Consider the following 17,913-nt stretch of genomic DNA (forward strand, 5'->3'; position numbering starts at 1 on the left):
GTTGCCCGGCTCCATGTTAGAGATTCATACGCATTTTAAGGCTCGCCCTCGCGGCGGGCCCCAACGCTAATCAGGACTGCCCTATGACAAATCCGTTGCTGACCCCGTTTTCCCTGCCGCCGTTCTCGGCGATCCGCCCTGAAGATATCGTGCCTGCGGTGCAATCCGCGCTGGCGGACTGCCGCGCCGCGGTAGAGCGCGTGGTCGCGCAGCCGGGGCCGTTCACCTGGGACAATCTGTGTCAGCCGTTGGCGGAGTCGGACGATCGCCTGTCGCGCATCTGGTCGCCGATCGGGCACCTGAACTCGGTGAAAAACAGCCCGGAGCTGCGCGCCGCCTATGAGCAGGCGCTGCCGCTGCTGTCCGAGTACGGCACCTGGGTCGGCCAGCACGAAGGGCTGTACCAGGCCTACCGCAGCCTGAAAGAGGGCGCGGCGTTCGAGACGCTGAGCGTGCCGCAGCGCAAGGCGGTGGACAACGCGCTGCGCGATTTCGAGCTGTCGGGCATCGGCCTGTCGGCGGACAAACAGCAGCGCTACGGCGAGATCGTCGCGCGCCTGTCCGAACTGGGCTCTACCTACAGCAATAACGTGCTCGACGCCACCATGGGCTGGAGCAAACTGATTACCGACGAAGCCGAGCTGAGCGGCCTGCCGGAAAGCGCCCTGGCGCAGGCCCAGGCGATGGCGCAGGCCAAAGAGCAGGACGGCTGGCTGCTGACGCTGGACATGCCGAGCTACCTGCCGGTGCTGACCTACGCCGACAACCGCGCGCTGCGCGAAGAGATGTACCGCGCCTTCGCCACCCGCGCCTCCGATCAGGGGCCGAACGCCGGCAAATGGGATAACAGCGAAGTGATGGCGGAAACGCTGGCGCTGCGCCATGAGCTGGCTCAGCTGCTGGGCTTTGACACCTACGCCGACAAGTCGCTGGCGACCAAGATGGCGGAAAGCCCGGAGCAGGTGATTGGCTTCCTGAGCGATCTGGCCAAGCGCGCCCGCCCGCAGGCCGAGCAGGAGCTGGCGCAGCTGCGCGCCTTCGCCAAACAGCACTATGGCGTGGACGAGCTCGACGCCTGGGACATCACCTATTACGGCGAAAAACAGAAGCAGCACCTGTTCTCCATCAGCGACGAGCAGCTGCGCCCGTACTTCCCGGAACAGCGTGTGGTGGAAGGGCTGTTCGAAGTGGTGAAACGCATCTACGGCATCACCGCCAAAGAGCGTAAAGACGTGGATACCTGGCATCCGGACGTGCGCTTCTTCGATCTGTTCGACGCCGACGGCGAGCTGCGCGGCAGCTTCTACCTCGATCTGTACGCCCGCGAAAACAAACGCGGCGGCGCCTGGATGGACGACTGCGTCGGCAGCCTGCGCAAGGCCGACGGCACGCTGCAAAAACCGGTCGCTTACCTGACCTGCAACTTCAACCGCCCGCTGGGCGACCAGCCGGCGTTGTTCACCCATAACGAAGTGACTACGCTGTTCCACGAGTTCGGCCACGGTCTGCACCACATGCTGACGCAGATCGATACCGCCGGCGTCTCCGGCATCAACGGGGTGCCGTGGGATGCGGTCGAGCTGCCGAGCCAGTTTATGGAAAACTGGTGCTGGGAGCCGGAAGCGCTGGCGTTTATCTCCGGCCACTACCAGAGCGGCGAGCCGCTGCCGAAGGCTATGCTCGACAAGCTGCTGGCGGCCAAGAATTACCAGGCAGCGCTGTTCATTCTGCGCCAGCTGGAGTTCGGTCTGTTCGATTTCCGCATGCACTTCGAATACAGCCCGGAGAAAGGCGCGCAGATCCTGCCGACGCTGGCGGAAGTGAAGAAAATGGTGGCGGTGGTGCCTTCGCCAAGCTGGGGCCGCTTCCCGCACGCCTTCAGCCACATCTTCGCCGGCGGCTACGCGGCGGGTTACTACAGCTACCTGTGGGCGGAAGTGCTGTCGGCCGACGCCTACTCGCGCTTCGAAGAAGAGGGGATTTTCAACGCCGAGACCGGCAAATCCTTCCTCGACAACATCCTGTCGCGCGGCGGTTCGGAAGAGCCGATGGCGCTGTTCAAACGCTTCCGTGGCCGCGAGCCGCAGCTGGATGCTATGCTGCGCCATTACGGCATTAAAGGATAACCCGACACGTGAGCGTGTGTTTATTGTGTGAAGCAGGCGCCGATCCAGGCGCCTTGTCTGTTTTGGCGCAGCGCTGGCGGCTGACGTCCGACGACGACGCGCCGATGGCGCTGGTACTGACCCCGCAGCGGCTGGAGCTGCGCAAGCGCGACGAGCCGAAGCTCGGCGGGATCTACGTCGATTTCGTCACCGGCGCCATGGCGCACCGGCGCCGTTTCGGCGGCGGCCGCGGCGAGGCGGTGGCCAAGGCGGTCGGCATCAAGGGCAGCTACCTGCCGGACGTGGTGGACGCCACCGCTGGGCTGGGGCGCGACGCCTTCGTGCTGGCGGCGCTGGGCTGCCGGGTGCGGATGCTGGAGCGCAATCCGGTGGTGGCGGCGTTGCTGGACGACGGCCTGCAGCGCGGCTATCAGGATGCGGAAATCGGCCCGTGGCTGCGCGAGCGCCTGACGCTGCTGCACGCCTCCAGCCTGACGGCGCTGGCGGATCTCAGCCCGCGCCCCGAGGTGGTGTATCTCGATCCGATGTTCCCGCACAAGCAGAAAAGCGCGCTGGTGAAGAAAGAGATGCGGGTGTTCCAATCGCTGGTGGGCAGCGACGATGACGCCGACGGCCTGCTGGAACCGGCGCGCCGTTTGGCGACCAAGCGCGTGGTGGTGAAACGCCCGGACTACGCGCCGCCGCTGGCCGACGTGCCGGCGCACGCCGCCACGCTGACCAAAAGCCACCGTTTCGACATCTACATGCCGCTGTAATGTCTGCCGGGCCCGCGGTGTCGGGCCCTCAGTTTTCCTCCCGCAAACTTTTCCCCACGCCGCCGCCCGGATGCACCGCCAGCAAGGTGTCCTTATCGTAACCGCTGCGCGTCATCAGGCAGGCGCAGGCGGCGTCGAAGATCGCCAACACCAGCACAATTGAGGTGGTGGCCAGCATGTTCAGCGGATCTATCTCCTTTTGCACCCCGGTGGCGATCGTCAGCTGCGCCGCCTGCGCGATGGCGGAATGCGGGTTTTCCGTCACCGCGATCAGCGTCACCCCCTTGGCCTGCAGCGTCGGCAGCAGGCGGGTCAGCTCGTCGGAATTGCCGCCGCGCGAGATCAGGATTAGCAGATCGTCGGCGCGCAGAAAACCCAGATCGCCGTGCGCCGCGCCGGTGGCGTCGAGGTAGACCGCCGGCCGCTCCACGCAGGCCAGCATATGGGCTATCTTGCGCGCCGCAATCCCCGAGGTGCCGACGCCGGTGACGGCGATTTTACCGCGGCAGTCGGCCAGCAGCGCCAGCAGCCGTTGCCAGGTGCGCGCGTCGAGGCGCTCGCTCAGCTGCGCCAGCTCCTGGCTGTAGGTTTGCCAGCCCTGCACGGCCTGCCGCCACTCTTGCTGCATCACGCCTCCTCCTGCATCAACCGGCGGTATTTCATGTGGTCGTTGTACAGCTCGTGGAACACCCGGTATTTGCGATCGTAGTAGCTTTTTATCTGGTTGGTCTGCGGCGTCACCGTCTTGCCGATGCGGCTCATGGCGCTCATCGCCTCCGGCAGGGTGTCGAACACGCCGGCCGCCACGGTGCCCATCATCGCGCCGCCCAGCAGCATCGCTTCGCTCTCCTCCGGCAGCAGCATGGCGCAACCGGTGGCGTTGGCGTGCTCCTGCACGAAGATCGGGTTCTTGGTGCCGCCGCCGCTGGCCATGATGGTGTCGATGCTGTAGCCGCTGTGGTTCATGGTTTCGATGATGTGGCGGGTGCCGAGCGCGATGGCCTGAATGGTGGCCAGGTAGTGCAGCGCCATGTCCTCCGGCGTGCGCGACAGCTTCAGCCCGGTCAGGATGCCGGTCAGCGTCGGGTTGGCGCGCGGCGAGCGGTTGCCGTGGAAGTACGGCAGCATGTGAATGTCCTGCGTCAGGAAGGCGATGTTCTCCGGCTCGCCGGCCATGCGGCGCAGAATGGCGTTCAGCACCTCATAGATGGTCTGGCCCTGAGTTTTCGCCTGCGCCAGCAGATCCTGATAGCACGGGTGCGACTGGATGACGTGGTCGATCAGCGCGCCGGTGGCGGACTGGCCGCCTTCGTTCAACCAGTATTCCGGCAGGATCGCCGAATAATACGGCCCCCAGACGCCGCCGATAAAGCGCGCGGTGCGCGACATCGCCATATGGCCGGTGGAGGTGCCGCCGATCAGCGCGACGCGGCGGTTGAAGTCGGCCACCTCGCCGGAGACGCCGGTGGCGCCCAGCGTGCCGAGGGTGCCGGCGTGGGCGTCGATGATCGATACGCTCACCGCCGTGCCGGCGATCAGGCCCATCTCGCTGGCGGCGCGCTGAGTCAGGCCGTGGCCCAGCGGCTCGCCCATCATTTTAACGTCGCTGCCGATCTTGGCGGCGTCGTGTTCAAGCACGTCTTCCAGCCCGATCTGCTGGAAGTAGCTCTTGTCCCAACGCTGCTCGTGGCCGAGATAGGTCCACTTGCACACCGTCGAGCACAGCGAGCGGGTGGCGTCCTGGGTGGCGCGCCAGGTGAGGAAGTCCGGCAGATCGAACAGGTAACCGGCGTTGGCCCAGGTGGTGGGCATGTGTTGCTTCAGCCACAGCAGTTTCGGCGTCTGCATCTCCGGCGAAATGATGCCGCCAACGAAGTCCAGCACCCGGTGTTTGGTGGCGTTGATGCGCTCGGCCTGGGCGATCGCCCGGTGATCCATCCACACGATGATGTTCTGCTCGGTGCGGCCGGAGGGGCTGACGGTCAGCGGTTTGCCTTCTTTATCCAGCACCACCAGCGAACAGGTGGCGTCGAAGCCCAGCCCTTTGACCTGGATCGGGTTGATGTCGGCCTGGTTGACCGCGTCGCGCACCGCATTGCACACCGCCTGCCAGATGTTATCCGACGACTGCTCGACGAAATCCGCCTTCGGCCGGTACAGATCGATGGCCCGGCTGGCCTGGCCGACCATGCGGCCATTGAGATCGAATACGCCTGCGCGCGCGCTTCCGGTGCCCACATCTACGCCAATAAAATAGCTCGCCATTATTTTCTCCTCAGGCTTTTCGATTCTGTAACGCGATAAACAGGATCAGCACGCCGCCCCACAGAGCCATGGTCAGGTAGCTGCTGACCCCCAGCAAATTGAGGCCGCTTTCCAACATTTGCAGCACGATCAGCGCCAGCACCAGCCCCAGAATGCGGCCGAAGCCGCCGTCCGGGTTAATGCCGCCCAGCACCGAGGCCAGAATGGTCACCAGCAGATAAGATTCGCCGTAGCCGGCCTTGGCCGAGTTGAACTTGGCCATCATCAGCAGCGCGGCGCCCCAGCCGAGCAGCGCCGACAGGATATACACCGCGATCTGCACCCGCGCGGTGTTCACGCCGCTGAAGCGGGTGGCCTGCTCGTTGGAGCCGATCAGGTACAGGCTGCGCCCCAGCGTGGTGTGCTCCAGCAGCAGCCACAGACCCACCGCCACCAGCAGGAACAGGATCAGCGCCACCGGCACGCCGAGCACGGCGCCGTTGCCGAGAAATTGAATCGCCGCCGGGAAGCCGGAGATCACCGCGCCGTTGGACAGCAGAATATTCAGGCCGGTGATCAGGGTCATGGTGCCGAGCGAGGCGAGGATGGGCGAGACGCCTATCCAGGCTACCAGCGCGCCGTTGAGCGCGCCGATCGCCACCGCCACCAGCAGGCCGGCCAACAGCGCCAGCGCCAGGAACAGCGGCTGGTCGGGATGGCTGACGATGATCGCCGCCATCACCAGTGAACAGGCGTTGGCGCCGGCGATGATCGACAGGTTGATGCCGCCGGTCAGCATGGTGATGCCCATGCCGAGCGCCAGCAGGCCGAGGATCGGCAGCTGCGAGGCGATCGACTGGAAGTTGCCGAGGCTGAAGAAGCGCGATCCGAGCAGCCCGGCGAACAGCAGCGCCACCGCGATGATGATCGCGCCCTGCAGGCGAATGATCCGATCGTTTGGGATCAACCGAGTTAACTGCGTCATGTCAAATCTCCTTGAGCAGCTTGCGTTTTTCGTTCCAGGCGGTGGTGCTGATGCTGATCAAAATGATCGCGCCGCTGAATACCTGGTGCCAATAGGCCGAGACGCTGAGCAGCGTCAGCCCGTTTTGCAGGAAGGCCAGCAGCACCACGCCGAGCAGGGTGCCGGTCAACGATCCGCGGCCGCCGCTCATGCTGGTGCCGCCCAGCACCACCGCCGCCAATACCGTCAGCTCGAAGCCGAGCAGCGAGTTGGGCGCCACCGACTGGGTGATCTGCGCCTGCACCACCGCCGCGACGCCGGCCAGAATGCCCATATAGCCGTAGACGCAGAAGTGCAGCCGCAGCAGGTTCAACCCCAGGCGCGACGCCGCGTCGCGGTTGCCGCCCATGGCGTAGATCTGGCGCCCCAGCCGGGTGCGGTTCATCAGCACGCCGGTGACGACGATGGTCGCCAGCAGGCACAGCAGCGGCAGCGTCAGGCCGTAGTCGTAACCGTCGGCGCCCTGGAACGAGAACCAGTTGATGCCGTTCATGAACCAGTCCGGGAAGCCGTACAGCCAGGTGCCGTTGGTGGCGTACACCAGCAGGCCGTAGAACAGGTTAAGGGTGGCGATGGTGATGATGATCGCCGGCACCTTCAGCCAGTACACCAGGAAACCGTTCACCAGCCCGAGCAGCAGGCCGACGCCAATCGCCAGGGCGAACGCCAGCGGGAAGCTGCCGCCGTGCTGGATCACCCAGCTGGCCATCACATACTGCGCGATGGCGGTGACCGCCGGGAACGATATGTCGATGCCGCCGGCGATCAGCACCACGAACAGCCCGCAGGCCAGGATGCCGAGAATGGCGTAGCTGGTGGCGACGTCGGTCAGGTTGCCGAGCGTCAGAAACTCATCGGTGCCGGCGCTCAGGCCGATCGCCAGCAGCAGCACCAGCAGGCCGAGATAAAACTCGTGCCGCCCGGCCAGGCGGGCCAATAATGACTTATCCATTCACCACCTCGGCGATCTGTTGTTCGGTACTCTGGTGCGGCGCGAATTCGGCGATCAGCTCGCCTTTGCGCATCACCATCACCCGATGGCTGTTGTAATAGGCTTCCGGGATCTCGTCGCAGATCATCAGCACCGCCATGCCCAGCTGCGCCAGATCGCGGGCGATCTGATAGATCCCCTCTTTGTTGGCGATGTCGACGCCGACGGTGGGCGAGTCGAGGATCAGGATCTTCGGCTGGGTCGCGACCCATTTGGCGATGGCGATGCGCTGGGCGTTGCCGCCGGACAGGGTTTTCACCGGCAATGCGCTGTCGGACACCTTGATGTTCAAATCGCGGATCAGCCGGTTAACCAGCTCGGTCGCCTTGGCGTGATCCAGCAGCCCGAGCGAGGTATGCAGCCGATCGAAGACGGTGACGATGGTGTTGTCGTAGATCGATTGCTCCATGATCAATCCCTGCGTCAGACGATCCTCCGACACATAGCCGATGCCGTGGCGCACCGCTTCGCGGTTGTTGTGCAGCTGCACCGCCCGGCCCTCGATGCGGATTTCGCCGCTGTCCGGCCGCGTCATGCCGAACAGGCTGAGGCACAGTTCGGTGCGGCCGGCACCGAGCAGGCCGACGATAGAGACGATCTCGCCGCCGCGCAGCGCCAGATTGACGTTGCGGTATTTTTCGCCGCGGCTGAGGTTGCGCACCTCGAGCAGCGGCGCCTGTTCGGCCGGCGGCAGCGGGGGCAGCGGGCTGTAATGGAAGCGTTGGCCGGTCATCAGGAACGCCAGTTCATGGCTGTCCAGTTCGCTGGCCGGCCAGGTGCCCACCAGCTTGCCGTCGCGCATCACGCTGATGCGATCGGCGACTTCCATCACTTCATCCAATCTGTGGCTGACGAACACCACGCAGATGCCGGCTGCTTTCAGCTCGTTGACCACCCGCAGCAGGCCGTCGACTTCCTGGCGGGTCAGCGAGGCGGTCGGTTCGTCCATGATAACCAAGCGCGCTTCGGCGGCGATGGCGCGGCAAATCGCCACCAGCTGCCGATCGGCGATCGACAGTTTTTCCACTTTTTTATCGGGATCGATGTGTACGCCGACCCGCGCCATGGCGTCCAGCGCCGTCTGGCGCATCACCCGCTTGCGCACCCAGAAGTGGCCGCCGGGCAGGTAACGGTGGATGGCGATGTTTTCCGCTACCGTCAGGTTAGGGAACAGCGACAGGTCCTGGTAGATCACCTGTATGCCGTAATAACCGGACAGCTGCGGCGTCAGGGCGTGGAAGAGTTTGCCTTCCAGCGAAATATTGGCGCCTTTTTCCGGCTGATAGACGCCGGAGATGATTTTAATGATGGTGCTTTTGCCGCAGCCGTTTTGTCCGGCCAGGCAGTGCACTTCGCCTTTATTCAGCGTCAGGTTGATCTGGTCTAATGCCAGCACGCCTGGGAATCGCTTGCTGATATTCTCCAGGGTGATAAATGCGGGGGAGGCTGTCATAACGTTAACCTGTGCTTGCGTAGCGGCCGAAGCCCTGGGCGCAGCAACGCTGCGCCCCTACGAGGGTTTAACTACTTTCCCGGTGTGGCGAAATTACGCGAAAAATCAGAATCCGAGCGATTGGGCGTTGTCTTTGGTCACTTCCAAAATCTTATTAAACCGAATCACTTTGTGTTCCATATCGACGTCGGCTTTGCCGAGGCCCTCGATCGACAGGTCCTTATTCACTTCTTTGCCCTGCAGCAGCTGGTCGGCCACCGTCACCAGCGCATAACCGGCGTCTTTCGGATCCCACAGCAGCGCTTTCTTGATGTCGCCGCGCATCAGGTAAGGAGCGGCCTGCGCCGGCATGGCGATGCCCACCACCGCGATTTTGTCCTTGGCGCGTTTCTTGGCCACCGCCTGGCCGGCGCCGATCGGGCCGAGCGAACCGAAGCCGATGATGCCCTTCATTTGCGGATAGGTTTTCATCAGATCCAGCGTGGTGGCGTAGGATTTGTCGATGCTTTCCGCCACCGGCAAGCGCGAGGTGACTTCAAACATGTCCGGGTATTTTTCTTTCTGGTATTTGATGGCGGAATCGGCCCAGGCGTTGTGCAGCGGCACAGTCAGCGAGCCGACGTAGATCGCGTAGCCGCCTTTGCCGCCCATGTCTTTCGCCAGCTCATCGACGTTGGCCTGCGCGTATTTCTCGCTGTCGATGGTTTCGATGTCCCACTGGCCGATCTGCTGGTCCGGGGATTCATGGGTCAGCACCACGATGCCTTTGTCGCGCGCTTTTTTCAGCACCGGCTCCAGCACCTTGGCGTCGTTCGGCACCACGATGATGGCGTTGACGTTCTTGGCGATCAGATCCTCAATCACCTTGACCTGCGCGGCCGGATCCGGCGTAGACGGGCCGGTCTGGTAAGCGTTGACGTCGAGTTTTTTCGCCGCTTCGTTGACGCCCACTTCCATGCGGTTGAACCACGGAATGCCAGTCACTTTGGCGACCACGGCAATCTCATATTTATCAGCGGCGAACACAGGTGTTGTCGATAACATGCACGCAGAAACCACACATGCATTTAATAATGCGAGGTTAAATTTCATTAGCTGTACCTTTTTTTATCTGTAGGGGTGGCGGTTTTTCCACCGCTGCAGATTACAAAGGAATGGAAGAGGGAGCGTAGCCGAAGTTAATTAAATGTGATCTGTGCACATTTAAATAAAATACTGGCGTATTTAGTGTTAAATAAATGTTTAATTATTTGGCGGTGGTAAATTTACTACCAATTAAACGGCTATAAATAACTTTTTATTAACCTTTAATTAACGTATGTGCATCATGTTGATGGCTTGGACGCGGAAAAAAATGCCGGCGAAGGCGCCGGCATTGAAGCATTTAATCGATGTGTGAACAAGATCACCTTTGCGCCCGATTACAGCACGCCCTGGGCCAGCATCGCCTCCGCGACCTTGACGAAACCGGCGATATTCGCGCCGTGTACATAGTGGGTTTGCTTGCCCTCGCCGCCGTATTCCACGCAGGCATGGTGAATATCCGCCATGATATGTTGTAAACGTACATCCACTTTTTCCGCCCGCCAGCCGATGCGCGCGGCGTTTTGCGCCATCTCCAGCCCCGAGGTGGCCACGCCGCCGGCGTTGGCCGCCTTGCCGGGCGCGAACAGCACCCCGGCGTCGAGGAAGGCGTCGGTGGCCTGGATGGTGGTCGGCATGTTGGCGCCTTCCGCCACCGCTTTCACCCCGTTGCGGATCAACGTCTGCGCCGCCTCGAGATCCAGTTCGTTCTGGGTGGCGCACGGCAGGGCGATATCCACCGGCACGCTCCACGGCTGCTGGCCCGCCAGGTAGGTCAGGCCGCGTTCGCGGGCGTAGTCCGCCACCCGGCCGTAGCGCTGGTTTTTGATCTCCGCCAGGTGCGCCAGCTTCTCGGTGGTGAAGCCGTCTTCGTCCACCAGAGTGCCGCCGGAATCCGACACGGTGATCACGCGCGCGTCCAGCTCCAACGCTTTCTCGATGGTGTACTGCGCCACGTTGCCGGAGCCGGACACCGCCACCCGCATCCCCTCAAAGCCCAGGCCGTGGCGCTGCAGCATGGCGTCGGTAAAGTACACCAGGCCGTAGCCGGTCGCCTCGGGGCGGATCAGGCTGCCGCCGAAGGAGAGCCCTTTGCCGGTAAACACGCAGGCGGTGTTGTTGGACAGTTTCTTCATCATGCCGGCCATAAAGCCGACTTCACGGCCGCCGACGCCGATGTCGCCGGCCGGCACGTCGGTGTCCGGGCCCAAGTGGCGATACAGCTCGGTCATCAGCGCCTGGCAAAAACGCATGATCTCGCCCTGACTTTTGCCTTTCGGATCGAAATCGGAGCCGCCTTTGCCGCCGCCCATCGGCAGGGTGGTCAGCGCATTCTTGAAGGTCTGCTCAAAGCCGAGGAACTTCAGGATCGACAGGTTTACCGACGGGTGGAAGCGCATGCCGCCCTTGTAGGGGCCGATGGCCGAGTTGAACTGGACGCGAAAGGCGCGATTGACCTGCACCTGGCCGCGATCGTCCACCCAGCTGACGCGGAACTGAATGATGCGCTCGGGCTCCACCAGGCGCTCCAGCAGCGCCTGTTCGCGATAGCGCGGGTTGCGCTCGATAAATGGCCACAGCGAGGTGAACACTTCGCGCACGGCCTGCAGATATTCCGGCTGGTGGGGGTTATGGCGCTGTAACGAGGACAGGAAAGACTCTACCGATACGGCATATTCCATGGATAACTCCTTTTAGCATTAAATTTTCCCCCGCTATTTCTTATAGATTTGGGTATAGGTGATGCCCGGGGGAGGATGTTGTGTCTTTAGCGACTATATCATCGGAGGGCGGTTGATTATCAAGCGATTAATCGGCGTGGCGGCATGAAAAACGCCCGCAGGGCGCGGGCGTTGGGCAGTTAAGTTAGCAAGCGCTTACTTTATTCGTCTTCTTCGTCGCGCAGCGGCACGATCAGCATATCGATGTGCACGGTATTGATCAGCTGGCGAGCGGAAGACATCAGCTTGCTCCAGAAGTCCTGGTGGTGGCCGCACAGCACCAGGTCCATGTCGTATTTCTTGATGGCGTCCACCAGCACCTGCGCCAGATCGCCGCTGCCGCTCAGGGTCTCGGTGATCGGGTAGCCGGCGTTTTGCGACAGCTCGGTCAGCGCCTGGTGAGTTTCTTCAGAGATGCGCTTTTGCATGTCGCCGAGATTGACGTCGATAAGGCCAGTATAGAGATCGGAATAGTTGACATCGACGTGGATCAGAGAAACTTTGGCGTTATACGGCCGCGCCATAGAGACGGCTTTTTCTACCAGGATCTTGCTTTCCGGGGATAGGTCTACCGCGATCAATATGTGTTTGTAAGCCATAAGAATACTCCTTCCATAAACATGCCGATTAAAAAGGGTTAGCAGGCGTTCCGTGTACCCGCCTGGCGCTTTTGGTTCCATAGTATCATTCGGATAACGCAATGATATGTTGGGGCGATCACACTGCGCCGCATCGAAAATCTCTGCGCACGATACCTTTCGTTGTACACCCGCGCGGCGAAAAAGCCTAAGGGTTATGCGGGTTTTAACGGTCTGACCGCTTGAATTATAAGCGTTATTAAACAAAGTATAGCGCTAAATGTGCAATCAGCGCTCCAGATGCGGTTGTAGCAGGCTTTCAAACCACTCATGAAACACCGCCAAACGGCGGGAACGCTGGCGGCGATGGGGGTAGATCAGGGCGATCGGCATGGAGGCGGCGCGGTAACCGGGCAGGACTTCCACCAGTTCACCGGCGTCGAGCAGGTGTTGCACGTCGTAGCGCGGGATTTGCATCAATCCCAGCCCGGCGCGGCAGCAGGCGATATAGCTTTCGGCGTTGTTGACCACCACCCGGCTGGGCAAGTCGAGCCGCTGGGTGTGGCCGTCGCCGGTCAGGTATTCCCAGGGGGATTCGCGGCCGGTTCTGGGCGAGGCGTAGCCGATGCTCCAGTGCCCCTCGGCGAGATCGGCGGGATGAAGAGGATGGCCGAATTCGCTCAGGTAGGCGGGGCTGGCGCAGTTGATCAGCGCGATATGGCCGAGTGGGCGCATCACCAGGCTGCTGTCGTGCAGATCGCCGACGCGCACCGCGCAGTCGACCCCTTCCTGCACCAGATCGATGGCGCGATCGGCGGAGCCGAGCACCAGCTGCAGATGAGGGTGGCGCCGCAGCAGGCTGGGCAGCGCCGGCGCGATCAGCCGACGGGCGATGCGGCTCGGCACATCGACGCTGAGCCGCCCGGAGGCCTGCCGTTGGCTGGCCTGAAACGACTGATCGATATCTTCCACCTCGGCCAGCAGCGGGCGCAGCCGTTCGAGCAGCTGTTCGCCGTCGGCGGTCAGCCGCACTTGCCGTGTGGTGCGGTGCAGCAGGCGCACGCCCAGCTGCGTTTCCAGTTGCTGAACGGCGGCGGACACCGAGGCGCGCGGCACCTCCAGAGCATGGGCCGCCCGGATAAAGCTGCCCATCTCCGCCACCTGCACGAATACGCGGTATTGATTGAATCTGTCCATCTCGTTGACCTGCTGTTCCTTGGCGCCGTTTCTGACAGAGAGTGTAGCCGCATGGCGCGGTTGCGCGCGAGCAGGTGCGGGGGCGATAGGTGCCCCCGCCGGGTTTATTTGGTGGTGTAGCCGCCGTTGATCAGGATGGTTTGGCCGGTTACCCACCAGCCGTCGCTGACCAGATGACGGATGAACGGCACCACGTCTTCGATATCGGTCAGGCCGGTTTGGCTGAATGGCGACAGCGCCGCCGCCGTCTTGTGGTAGGCCACGGCGTCCGCGCCTTCCGCCGGGTAGAAGAACGGGGTATCCATCGGGCCGGGGCCGACCGCCGTCACGGAGATGCCGCGCTCGCCGAACTCCTTGGCGGCGGCGCGGGTGAAGTGCTCCACCGGCGCTTTGGTGCCGGCGTAAGCGGCGTAGAACGGCGTGAAGGCGCCGAGCAGCGAGGTGACCAGCGTGCAGACTTTGCCGTTGTCGTTAAGGTGCTTACCCGCTTCTTTCAGGAAGAAGAACGCGGTTTTGGCGTTGACCGCAGTCATCTCGTCGTACTCGGCTTCGCTGATGTCGATCAGCGGCTTTTTCAGCACCTTGCCGACGGTATTGATGGCGATATCCGGCTTGCCGACGGCGGCGACAGCATCGGCGAACAGCTTCTCGACCGCGCCCGCCGTGGTCAGATCGGCCTGCAGCGCGACGCCTTGCGCCCCGGCGGCCTGAATGGCGGCGACGGTTTTCTCCGCCTCGGTTTTGGAGGCGGCGCTGTTGTAGTGGATCACCACCGCTTTGGCGCCTTGCTCAGCCAAATCGCGCGCGATCAGCCCGCCGAGGTTCTTGGCGCCGCCGGCGATCAGGACGGTTTTTCCCTTGATTGAATGGTTTGCCATAACAGTTTCCTTGGATAAGCGTAACGGAAACCTGAGTCTAGCCAGCGTGGGGGGAAAGATCAGCGGCGTGGCGCGGGATAGACTATCCATAAAAACAGCCTAATCGAAAACGGGCGGTTATCACTTATAACGCCCCGGCAGGTGACTTTTCGGCACAGGGCGGTAAATTTTATCCACTGCTCAGGCCAGTTTGCGTTTCATTAACCTACAATGATGGATATGGGCCTCACCATTTCTCCTCTGAGTAGAACCATGCCGTGCAAATCTCTCTGTGCGGTGCGGCAACGTCTTTGGAGGCGGTGGGTTATGGGCGTGGCCCGAGCAGGCAAAAAAAGGGGATGAGAGCGGTAAGCTCCAGCAGAGTATCGGGTAATGAGGTAGGGCGGTTGGACCCGGCGGATGGCCGCGGATAACAACGCCTTGAGGGGGCAATCATGATCAGTACCGTCGCGCTGTTTTGGGCCTTGTGTGTGGTGTGTGTGGTTAACATGGTGCGGTATTACTCTTCTCTGCGCGCGCTGCTGGTGGTATTGCGCGGCTGTGACCCGCTGTTGTACCAATATGTCGACGGCGGCGGCTTCTTTACCGCCCACGGCCAACCCAGCAAGCAGCTGAGGCTGGTGCGTTATATCTTCGCGCAGCGCTATGTCGAGCACCACGATCCGGAGTTTATTCGCCGCTGCGAGCGGGTGCGCGGGCAGTTTATGCTGACTTCGGCCCTGTGCGGCCTGGTGGTCATCTGCCTGATAGCGATGATGATTTGGTATTAATGCCTTTCTGTTTCCCTTGATGCAGGCAAAAAAAAGGCGGCCATGCGGCCGCCTTCCTCATGATGCTTGTCGCTTAGATCAGCTTCAACGCGACCCAATACAGCGCACCGGAAAGCAGAATCGAGATTGGCAGGGTGAGCACCCAGGCCAACAGGATGTTCTTCACGGTTTTGCTCTGCACGCCGCCGCCGTCCACGATCATCGTCCCGGCAACCGCCGAAGAGAGAACGTGGGTGGTGGAGACCGGCATGCCGGTATAACTCGCCACGCCGATCGACAGCGCCGCGGTCATCTGGGCCGATACGCCCTGGGCGTAGGTCATGCCTTTCTTGCCGATCTTCTCGCCGATGGTGGTGGCTACGCGTTTCCAGCCCACCATGGTGCCGAGCGACAGCGCCAGCGCGACGGCGACGATGATCCACATCGGCGCGTACTCGACGGTCTGCAGCAGATCCTGACGCAGGTTCTTCAGGAAGCGCTGGTCGGCGGATGAGGTTTCCGGCAGCTTGGCGACTTTATCCGCCGTGTCGGTCACGCACATCAGCAGGCGGCGCAAATGGCTGCGCTGCTCAACCGTCAACTGATCGTAGCTTTGCAGGTTGGTCAGCATGCCCTGAGCCAGCTCGATCGCCGGCATGGCGCGCGAACTGTCGCAGTGGAACTCGGCCGGTTTGCCAGGCGTGGCTTCGTCATCCGGGCTTGGCACCAGCGGCGTCAACGACACCGCATGCGACAGCGCGTCGCCGTGCTGCTGGTAATATTGCTGCAAGTGGGTCACGGCGTCACGCGTACGGGTGATGTCATAACCGGTTGCATTCATATTGACCACGAAGCCGGCCGGGGCTACGCCGATCAGCACCAGCATGATAAGGCCGATGCCTTTCTGACCGTCGTTGGCGCCGTGCGAGAAGCTGACGCCAATCGCCGACAGGATCAGCGCGATACGGGTCCAGAACGGCGGCTTGCGTTTGCCGTCGACCTTTTCACGTTCCGCTGGGGTCATGTGGATACGCTGGCGTTTCTTGGTGCCACTCCAATAGCGGCGCAAGGCGAACACCATCACTCCCGCCACCATCATGCCGACCAGCGGCGAGAACAGCAGAGAAAGGAAAATGCCAATCATTTTCGGGACGTTAAGCGCATCCACGACCGAAGTGTGGGTCATCAGGGCGTTGGTTAAACCGACACCGATGATTGCGCCTATCAGCGTATGGGAACTGGACGCCGGCAAACCGAAATACCAGGTGCCGAGGTTCCAGATGATTGCCGCCAACAGCATGGAGAAGACCATGGCTAATCCGTGTGCTGAACTGACGTTCAACAACAGATCGGTAGGCAACAAGTGGACGATGGCGTAAGCAACACTCAAACCGCCGAGCATTACGCCAAGAAAGTTGAACAAACCTGCCATCACGACCGCAAGTTGCGAGCGCATGGCGCGGGTATAAATAACTGTAGCGACCGCATTGGCCGTATCATGAAAACCGTTGATGGCTTCATAAAACAACACGAACAACAATGCGAGAATTAACATCAGGCCGGTATGGAAATCCAGGCCAGCGAACAAATGCAGCATAAGCGTTACGCCAGTTTGTGGACATGAACGCCGCGCATTATCAGTGACAACCGGTGCCGGGGAAAAGGAAAATATGACGTTTTTTTGATTTGGACATGACGAAATGGTGGCGTGTCTATAACAAAAATATGGAATATCAACGCGTTAATCTGCTCTGACCTCTGTAATATTTTCTTACTATGGCGTTGGCGCTGCCGGGGCTTTACAATCTGCCGCCGTGAATTTGGCGGTGACCGGCGGCGAAACGGCGTAATATGGCGCTCTTTTGTCGCGATTGTGGTTTTGATAAGTGAGGCTCAGGTGGAACAGTTTGATGTCGTAGTGATTGGGGCGGGCGCCGCCGGCATGTTTTGCGCCGCGCAGGCGGGGCAACTCGGTTGCCGCGTGTTGCTGCTCGACAACGGCAAAAAACCGGGCCGCAAGATCCTGATGTCCGGCGGCGGGCGCTGCAACTTCACCAACATGTACGCCGAACCGGCGGCCTATCTGTCGAACAACCCGCATTTCTGCAAGTCGGCGCTGGCGCGTTACACCCAGTGGGACTTCATCGATCTGATCAACCGTTACGGCATCGCCTACCATGAAAAAACGCTGGGGCAGCTGTTCTGCGACGATTCGGCGCAGCAGGTGGTGGATCTGCTGGTCAAAGAGTGCGAGCTGGGCCAGGTGACGATGCGCCTGCGCAGCGAAGTGCTGGGTGTGGAGAAAACCGAGAACGGCTACGCGCTGGCGCTCAATGGCGAAAAAGTAAGTGCTCGCTCGCTTGTGGTGGCCAGCGGCGGATTATCCATGCCGGGGCTGGGCGCCTCGCCGTTCGGTTACAAGCTGGCGGAGCAGTTCGGCCTCAGGGTGCTGCCGACGCGCGCCGGGCTGGTGCCGTTTACCCTGCATAAGCCGCTGTTGGAACATGTGCAAACGCTGTCCGGCGTGTCGGTGCCGGCGGTGATCACCGCCGAGAACGGCGTCAGCTTCCGTGAAAGCATCCTGTTCACCCATCGCGGCCTGTCCGGCCCGGCGGTATTGCAGCTGTCCAGCTACTGGCTGCCTGGTGAGTATGTGAGCATTAACTTACTTCCTGAGCTGGATCTGGCGGGCTTCCTCGATGAACAGCGTCGGCAACACCCGAATCAAAGCCTGAAAAACACCCTGGCGCTGCACTTGCCGAAGCGGCTGGTGGAATGCTTGCAGACGTTGGGGCAACTGCCGGAGGCGACGCTGAAGCAGCTGAATGCGCCGCAGCAGGCGGCGCTGGTGGATCTGTTGCAGAACTGGCGCGTGCAGCCGAACGGCACCGAGGGTTATCGCACGGCGGAGGTGACGCTCGGCGGCGTCGACACCAACGAACTTTCTTCCAAGACGATGGAAGCCCACAAGGCGCCGGGGCTCTATTTTATCGGCGAAGTGGTGGACGTGACCGGGTGGCTGGGCGGCTACAACTTCCAGTGGGCCTGGAGCTCGGCCTGGGCCTGCGCCCAGGCGCTGGCGGCGCAGGGGCGTTAACGTTCAGCTGTGACGGG

15 protein-coding genes are annotated in these 17,913 nt (G+C 61.7%); 4 read left to right on the forward strand and 11 right to left on the reverse strand.

Annotated features, from left to right (window positions below; translation table 11 throughout):
• The first annotated feature begins 83 nt into the window (after positions 1-83).
• A complete protein-coding gene (gene prlC, locus ACSBQV_RS21585) occupies positions 84-2,126 on the forward strand; it encodes an oligopeptidase A (RefSeq protein ID WP_033645356.1) in 2,043 nt (680 codons plus the stop codon).
• Between the two features lie 8 nt (positions 2,127-2,134).
• Positions 2,135-2,881, forward strand: a complete 747-nt coding sequence (gene rsmJ, locus ACSBQV_RS21590; RefSeq protein ID WP_099784600.1) for a 16S rRNA (guanine(1516)-N(2))-methyltransferase RsmJ — start codon at positions 2,135-2,137, stop codon at positions 2,879-2,881.
• Between the two features lie 28 nt (positions 2,882-2,909).
• Here the strand turns inward: rsmJ and ACSBQV_RS21595 are convergent, their stop codons facing one another.
• The 10 genes from ACSBQV_RS21595 to ACSBQV_RS21640 all read right to left on the reverse strand — a co-directional run bounded on the left by ACSBQV_RS21595 (position 2,910) and on the right by ACSBQV_RS21640 (position 14,050).
• The gene (locus ACSBQV_RS21595) at positions 2,910-3,509 is read right to left on the reverse strand and encodes a KpsF/GutQ family sugar-phosphate isomerase (RefSeq protein ID WP_099784602.1); all 600 of its coding nucleotides are present in this window, start codon (positions 3,507-3,509) and stop codon (positions 2,910-2,912) included.
• A complete protein-coding gene (locus ACSBQV_RS21600) occupies positions 3,509-5,146 on the reverse strand; it encodes an FGGY-family carbohydrate kinase (protein ID WP_042785537.1) in 1,638 nt (545 codons plus the stop codon). The genes ACSBQV_RS21595 and ACSBQV_RS21600 overlap by 1 nt, the downstream gene beginning before the upstream one ends.
• Positions 5,147-5,156: 10 nt before the next feature.
• Positions 5,157-6,110: an ABC transporter permease gene (locus ACSBQV_RS21605; RefSeq protein ID WP_016930441.1), complete on the reverse strand. Its 954-nt coding sequence runs from the start codon at positions 6,108-6,110 to the stop codon at positions 5,157-5,159.
• Between the two features lies 1 nt (position 6,111).
• A complete protein-coding gene (locus ACSBQV_RS21610; RefSeq protein WP_015379367.1) occupies positions 6,112-7,101 on the reverse strand; it encodes an ABC transporter permease in 990 nt (329 codons plus the stop codon).
• Positions 7,094-8,593: a sugar ABC transporter ATP-binding protein gene (locus ACSBQV_RS21615; RefSeq protein WP_028128101.1), complete on the reverse strand. Its 1,500-nt coding sequence runs from the start codon at positions 8,591-8,593 to the stop codon at positions 7,094-7,096. Before ACSBQV_RS21615 ends, ACSBQV_RS21610 begins: the two co-directional genes overlap by 8 nt.
• Positions 8,594-8,698: 105 nt before the next feature.
• A complete protein-coding gene (locus ACSBQV_RS21620; RefSeq protein ID WP_033636379.1) occupies positions 8,699-9,685 on the reverse strand; it encodes an autoinducer 2 ABC transporter substrate-binding protein in 987 nt (328 codons plus the stop codon).
• A 329-nt stretch (positions 9,686-10,014) separates the two neighbouring features.
• On the reverse strand, positions 10,015-11,358 hold the full coding sequence (gdhA, locus tag ACSBQV_RS21625; protein WP_016930438.1) for an NADP-specific glutamate dehydrogenase: 1,344 nt from the start codon (positions 11,356-11,358) through the stop codon (positions 10,015-10,017).
• A gap of 200 nt (positions 11,359-11,558) precedes the next feature.
• Entirely contained in the window at positions 11,559-11,996 is a 438-nt protein-coding gene (gene uspA, locus ACSBQV_RS21630) for a universal stress protein UspA (protein WP_004930988.1), read from the reverse strand.
• Between the two features lie 267 nt (positions 11,997-12,263).
• Positions 12,264-13,172 carry a LysR family transcriptional regulator gene (locus ACSBQV_RS21635; RefSeq protein ID WP_033645350.1) on the reverse strand — a complete coding sequence of 303 codons (909 nt, stop codon included), beginning with the start codon at positions 13,170-13,172 and terminating at the stop codon, positions 12,264-12,266.
• A gap of 104 nt (positions 13,173-13,276) precedes the next feature.
• Entirely contained in the window at positions 13,277-14,050 is a 774-nt protein-coding gene (locus ACSBQV_RS21640) for an SDR family oxidoreductase (protein WP_099784604.1), read from the reverse strand.
• A 434-nt stretch (positions 14,051-14,484) separates the two neighbouring features.
• Between ACSBQV_RS21640 and uspB the strand changes: the two genes are divergently transcribed.
• Positions 14,485-14,820 carry a universal stress protein UspB gene (uspB, locus tag ACSBQV_RS21645; protein WP_004930978.1) on the forward strand — a complete coding sequence of 112 codons (336 nt, stop codon included), beginning with the start codon at positions 14,485-14,487 and terminating at the stop codon, positions 14,818-14,820.
• A 73-nt stretch (positions 14,821-14,893) separates the two neighbouring features.
• Here the strand turns inward: uspB and pitA are convergent, their stop codons facing one another.
• Positions 14,894-16,396, reverse strand: coding sequence for an inorganic phosphate transporter PitA (pitA, locus tag ACSBQV_RS21650; protein ID WP_033645348.1), 1,503 nt, complete (start codon positions 16,394-16,396; stop codon positions 14,894-14,896).
• Between the two features lie 300 nt (positions 16,397-16,696).
• Between pitA and ACSBQV_RS21655 the strand changes: the two genes are divergently transcribed.
• Positions 16,697-17,896 carry an NAD(P)/FAD-dependent oxidoreductase gene (locus tag ACSBQV_RS21655; RefSeq protein ID WP_099784606.1) on the forward strand — a complete coding sequence of 400 codons (1,200 nt, stop codon included), beginning with the start codon at positions 16,697-16,699 and terminating at the stop codon, positions 17,894-17,896.
• The last annotated feature ends 17 nt before the right edge of the window (positions 17,897-17,913 follow it).

Source organism: Serratia sp. B501 (assembly GCF_051172315.1).
GTDB lineage: Bacteria > Pseudomonadota > Gammaproteobacteria > Enterobacterales > Enterobacteriaceae > Serratia > Serratia ureilytica.

What these genes read in the sequence shown, in the direction of transcription:
- prlC (WP_033645356.1), top strand. Translation starts at nt 84, where the DNA reads ATGACAAATCCGTTGCTGACCCCGTTTTCCCTGCCGCCGTTCTCGGCG.
- ACSBQV_RS21595 (WP_099784602.1), bottom strand. Translation starts at nt 3,509, where the DNA reads ATGCAGCAAGAGTGGCGGCAGGCCGTGCAGGGCTGGCAAACCTACAGC.
- ACSBQV_RS21600 (WP_042785537.1), bottom strand. Translation starts at nt 5,146, where the DNA reads ATGGCGAGCTATTTTATTGGCGTAGATGTGGGCACCGGAAGCGCGCGC.
- ACSBQV_RS21605 (WP_016930441.1), bottom strand. Translation starts at nt 6,110, where the DNA reads ATGACGCAGTTAACTCGGTTGATCCCAAACGATCGGATCATTCGCCTG.
- ACSBQV_RS21610 (WP_015379367.1), bottom strand. Translation starts at nt 7,101, where the DNA reads ATGGATAAGTCATTATTGGCCCGCCTGGCCGGGCGGCACGAGTTTTAT.
- ACSBQV_RS21615 (WP_028128101.1), bottom strand. Translation starts at nt 8,593, where the DNA reads ATGACAGCCTCCCCCGCATTTATCACCCTGGAGAATATCAGCAAGCGA.
- ACSBQV_RS21620 (WP_033636379.1), bottom strand. Translation starts at nt 9,685, where the DNA reads ATGAAATTTAACCTCGCATTATTAAATGCATGTGTGGTTTCTGCGTGC.
- gdhA (WP_016930438.1), bottom strand. Translation starts at nt 11,358, where the DNA reads ATGGAATATGCCGTATCGGTAGAGTCTTTCCTGTCCTCGTTACAGCGC.
- uspA (WP_004930988.1), bottom strand. Translation starts at nt 11,996, where the DNA reads ATGGCTTACAAACACATATTGATCGCGGTAGACCTATCCCCGGAAAGC.
- ACSBQV_RS21635 (WP_033645350.1), bottom strand. Translation starts at nt 13,172, where the DNA reads ATGGACAGATTCAATCAATACCGCGTATTCGTGCAGGTGGCGGAGATG.
- ACSBQV_RS21640 (WP_099784604.1), bottom strand. Translation starts at nt 14,050, where the DNA reads ATGGCAAACCATTCAATCAAGGGAAAAACCGTCCTGATCGCCGGCGGC.
- uspB (WP_004930978.1), top strand. Translation starts at nt 14,485, where the DNA reads ATGATCAGTACCGTCGCGCTGTTTTGGGCCTTGTGTGTGGTGTGTGTG.
- pitA (WP_033645348.1), bottom strand. Translation starts at nt 16,396, where the DNA reads ATGCTGCATTTGTTCGCTGGCCTGGATTTCCATACCGGCCTGATGTTA.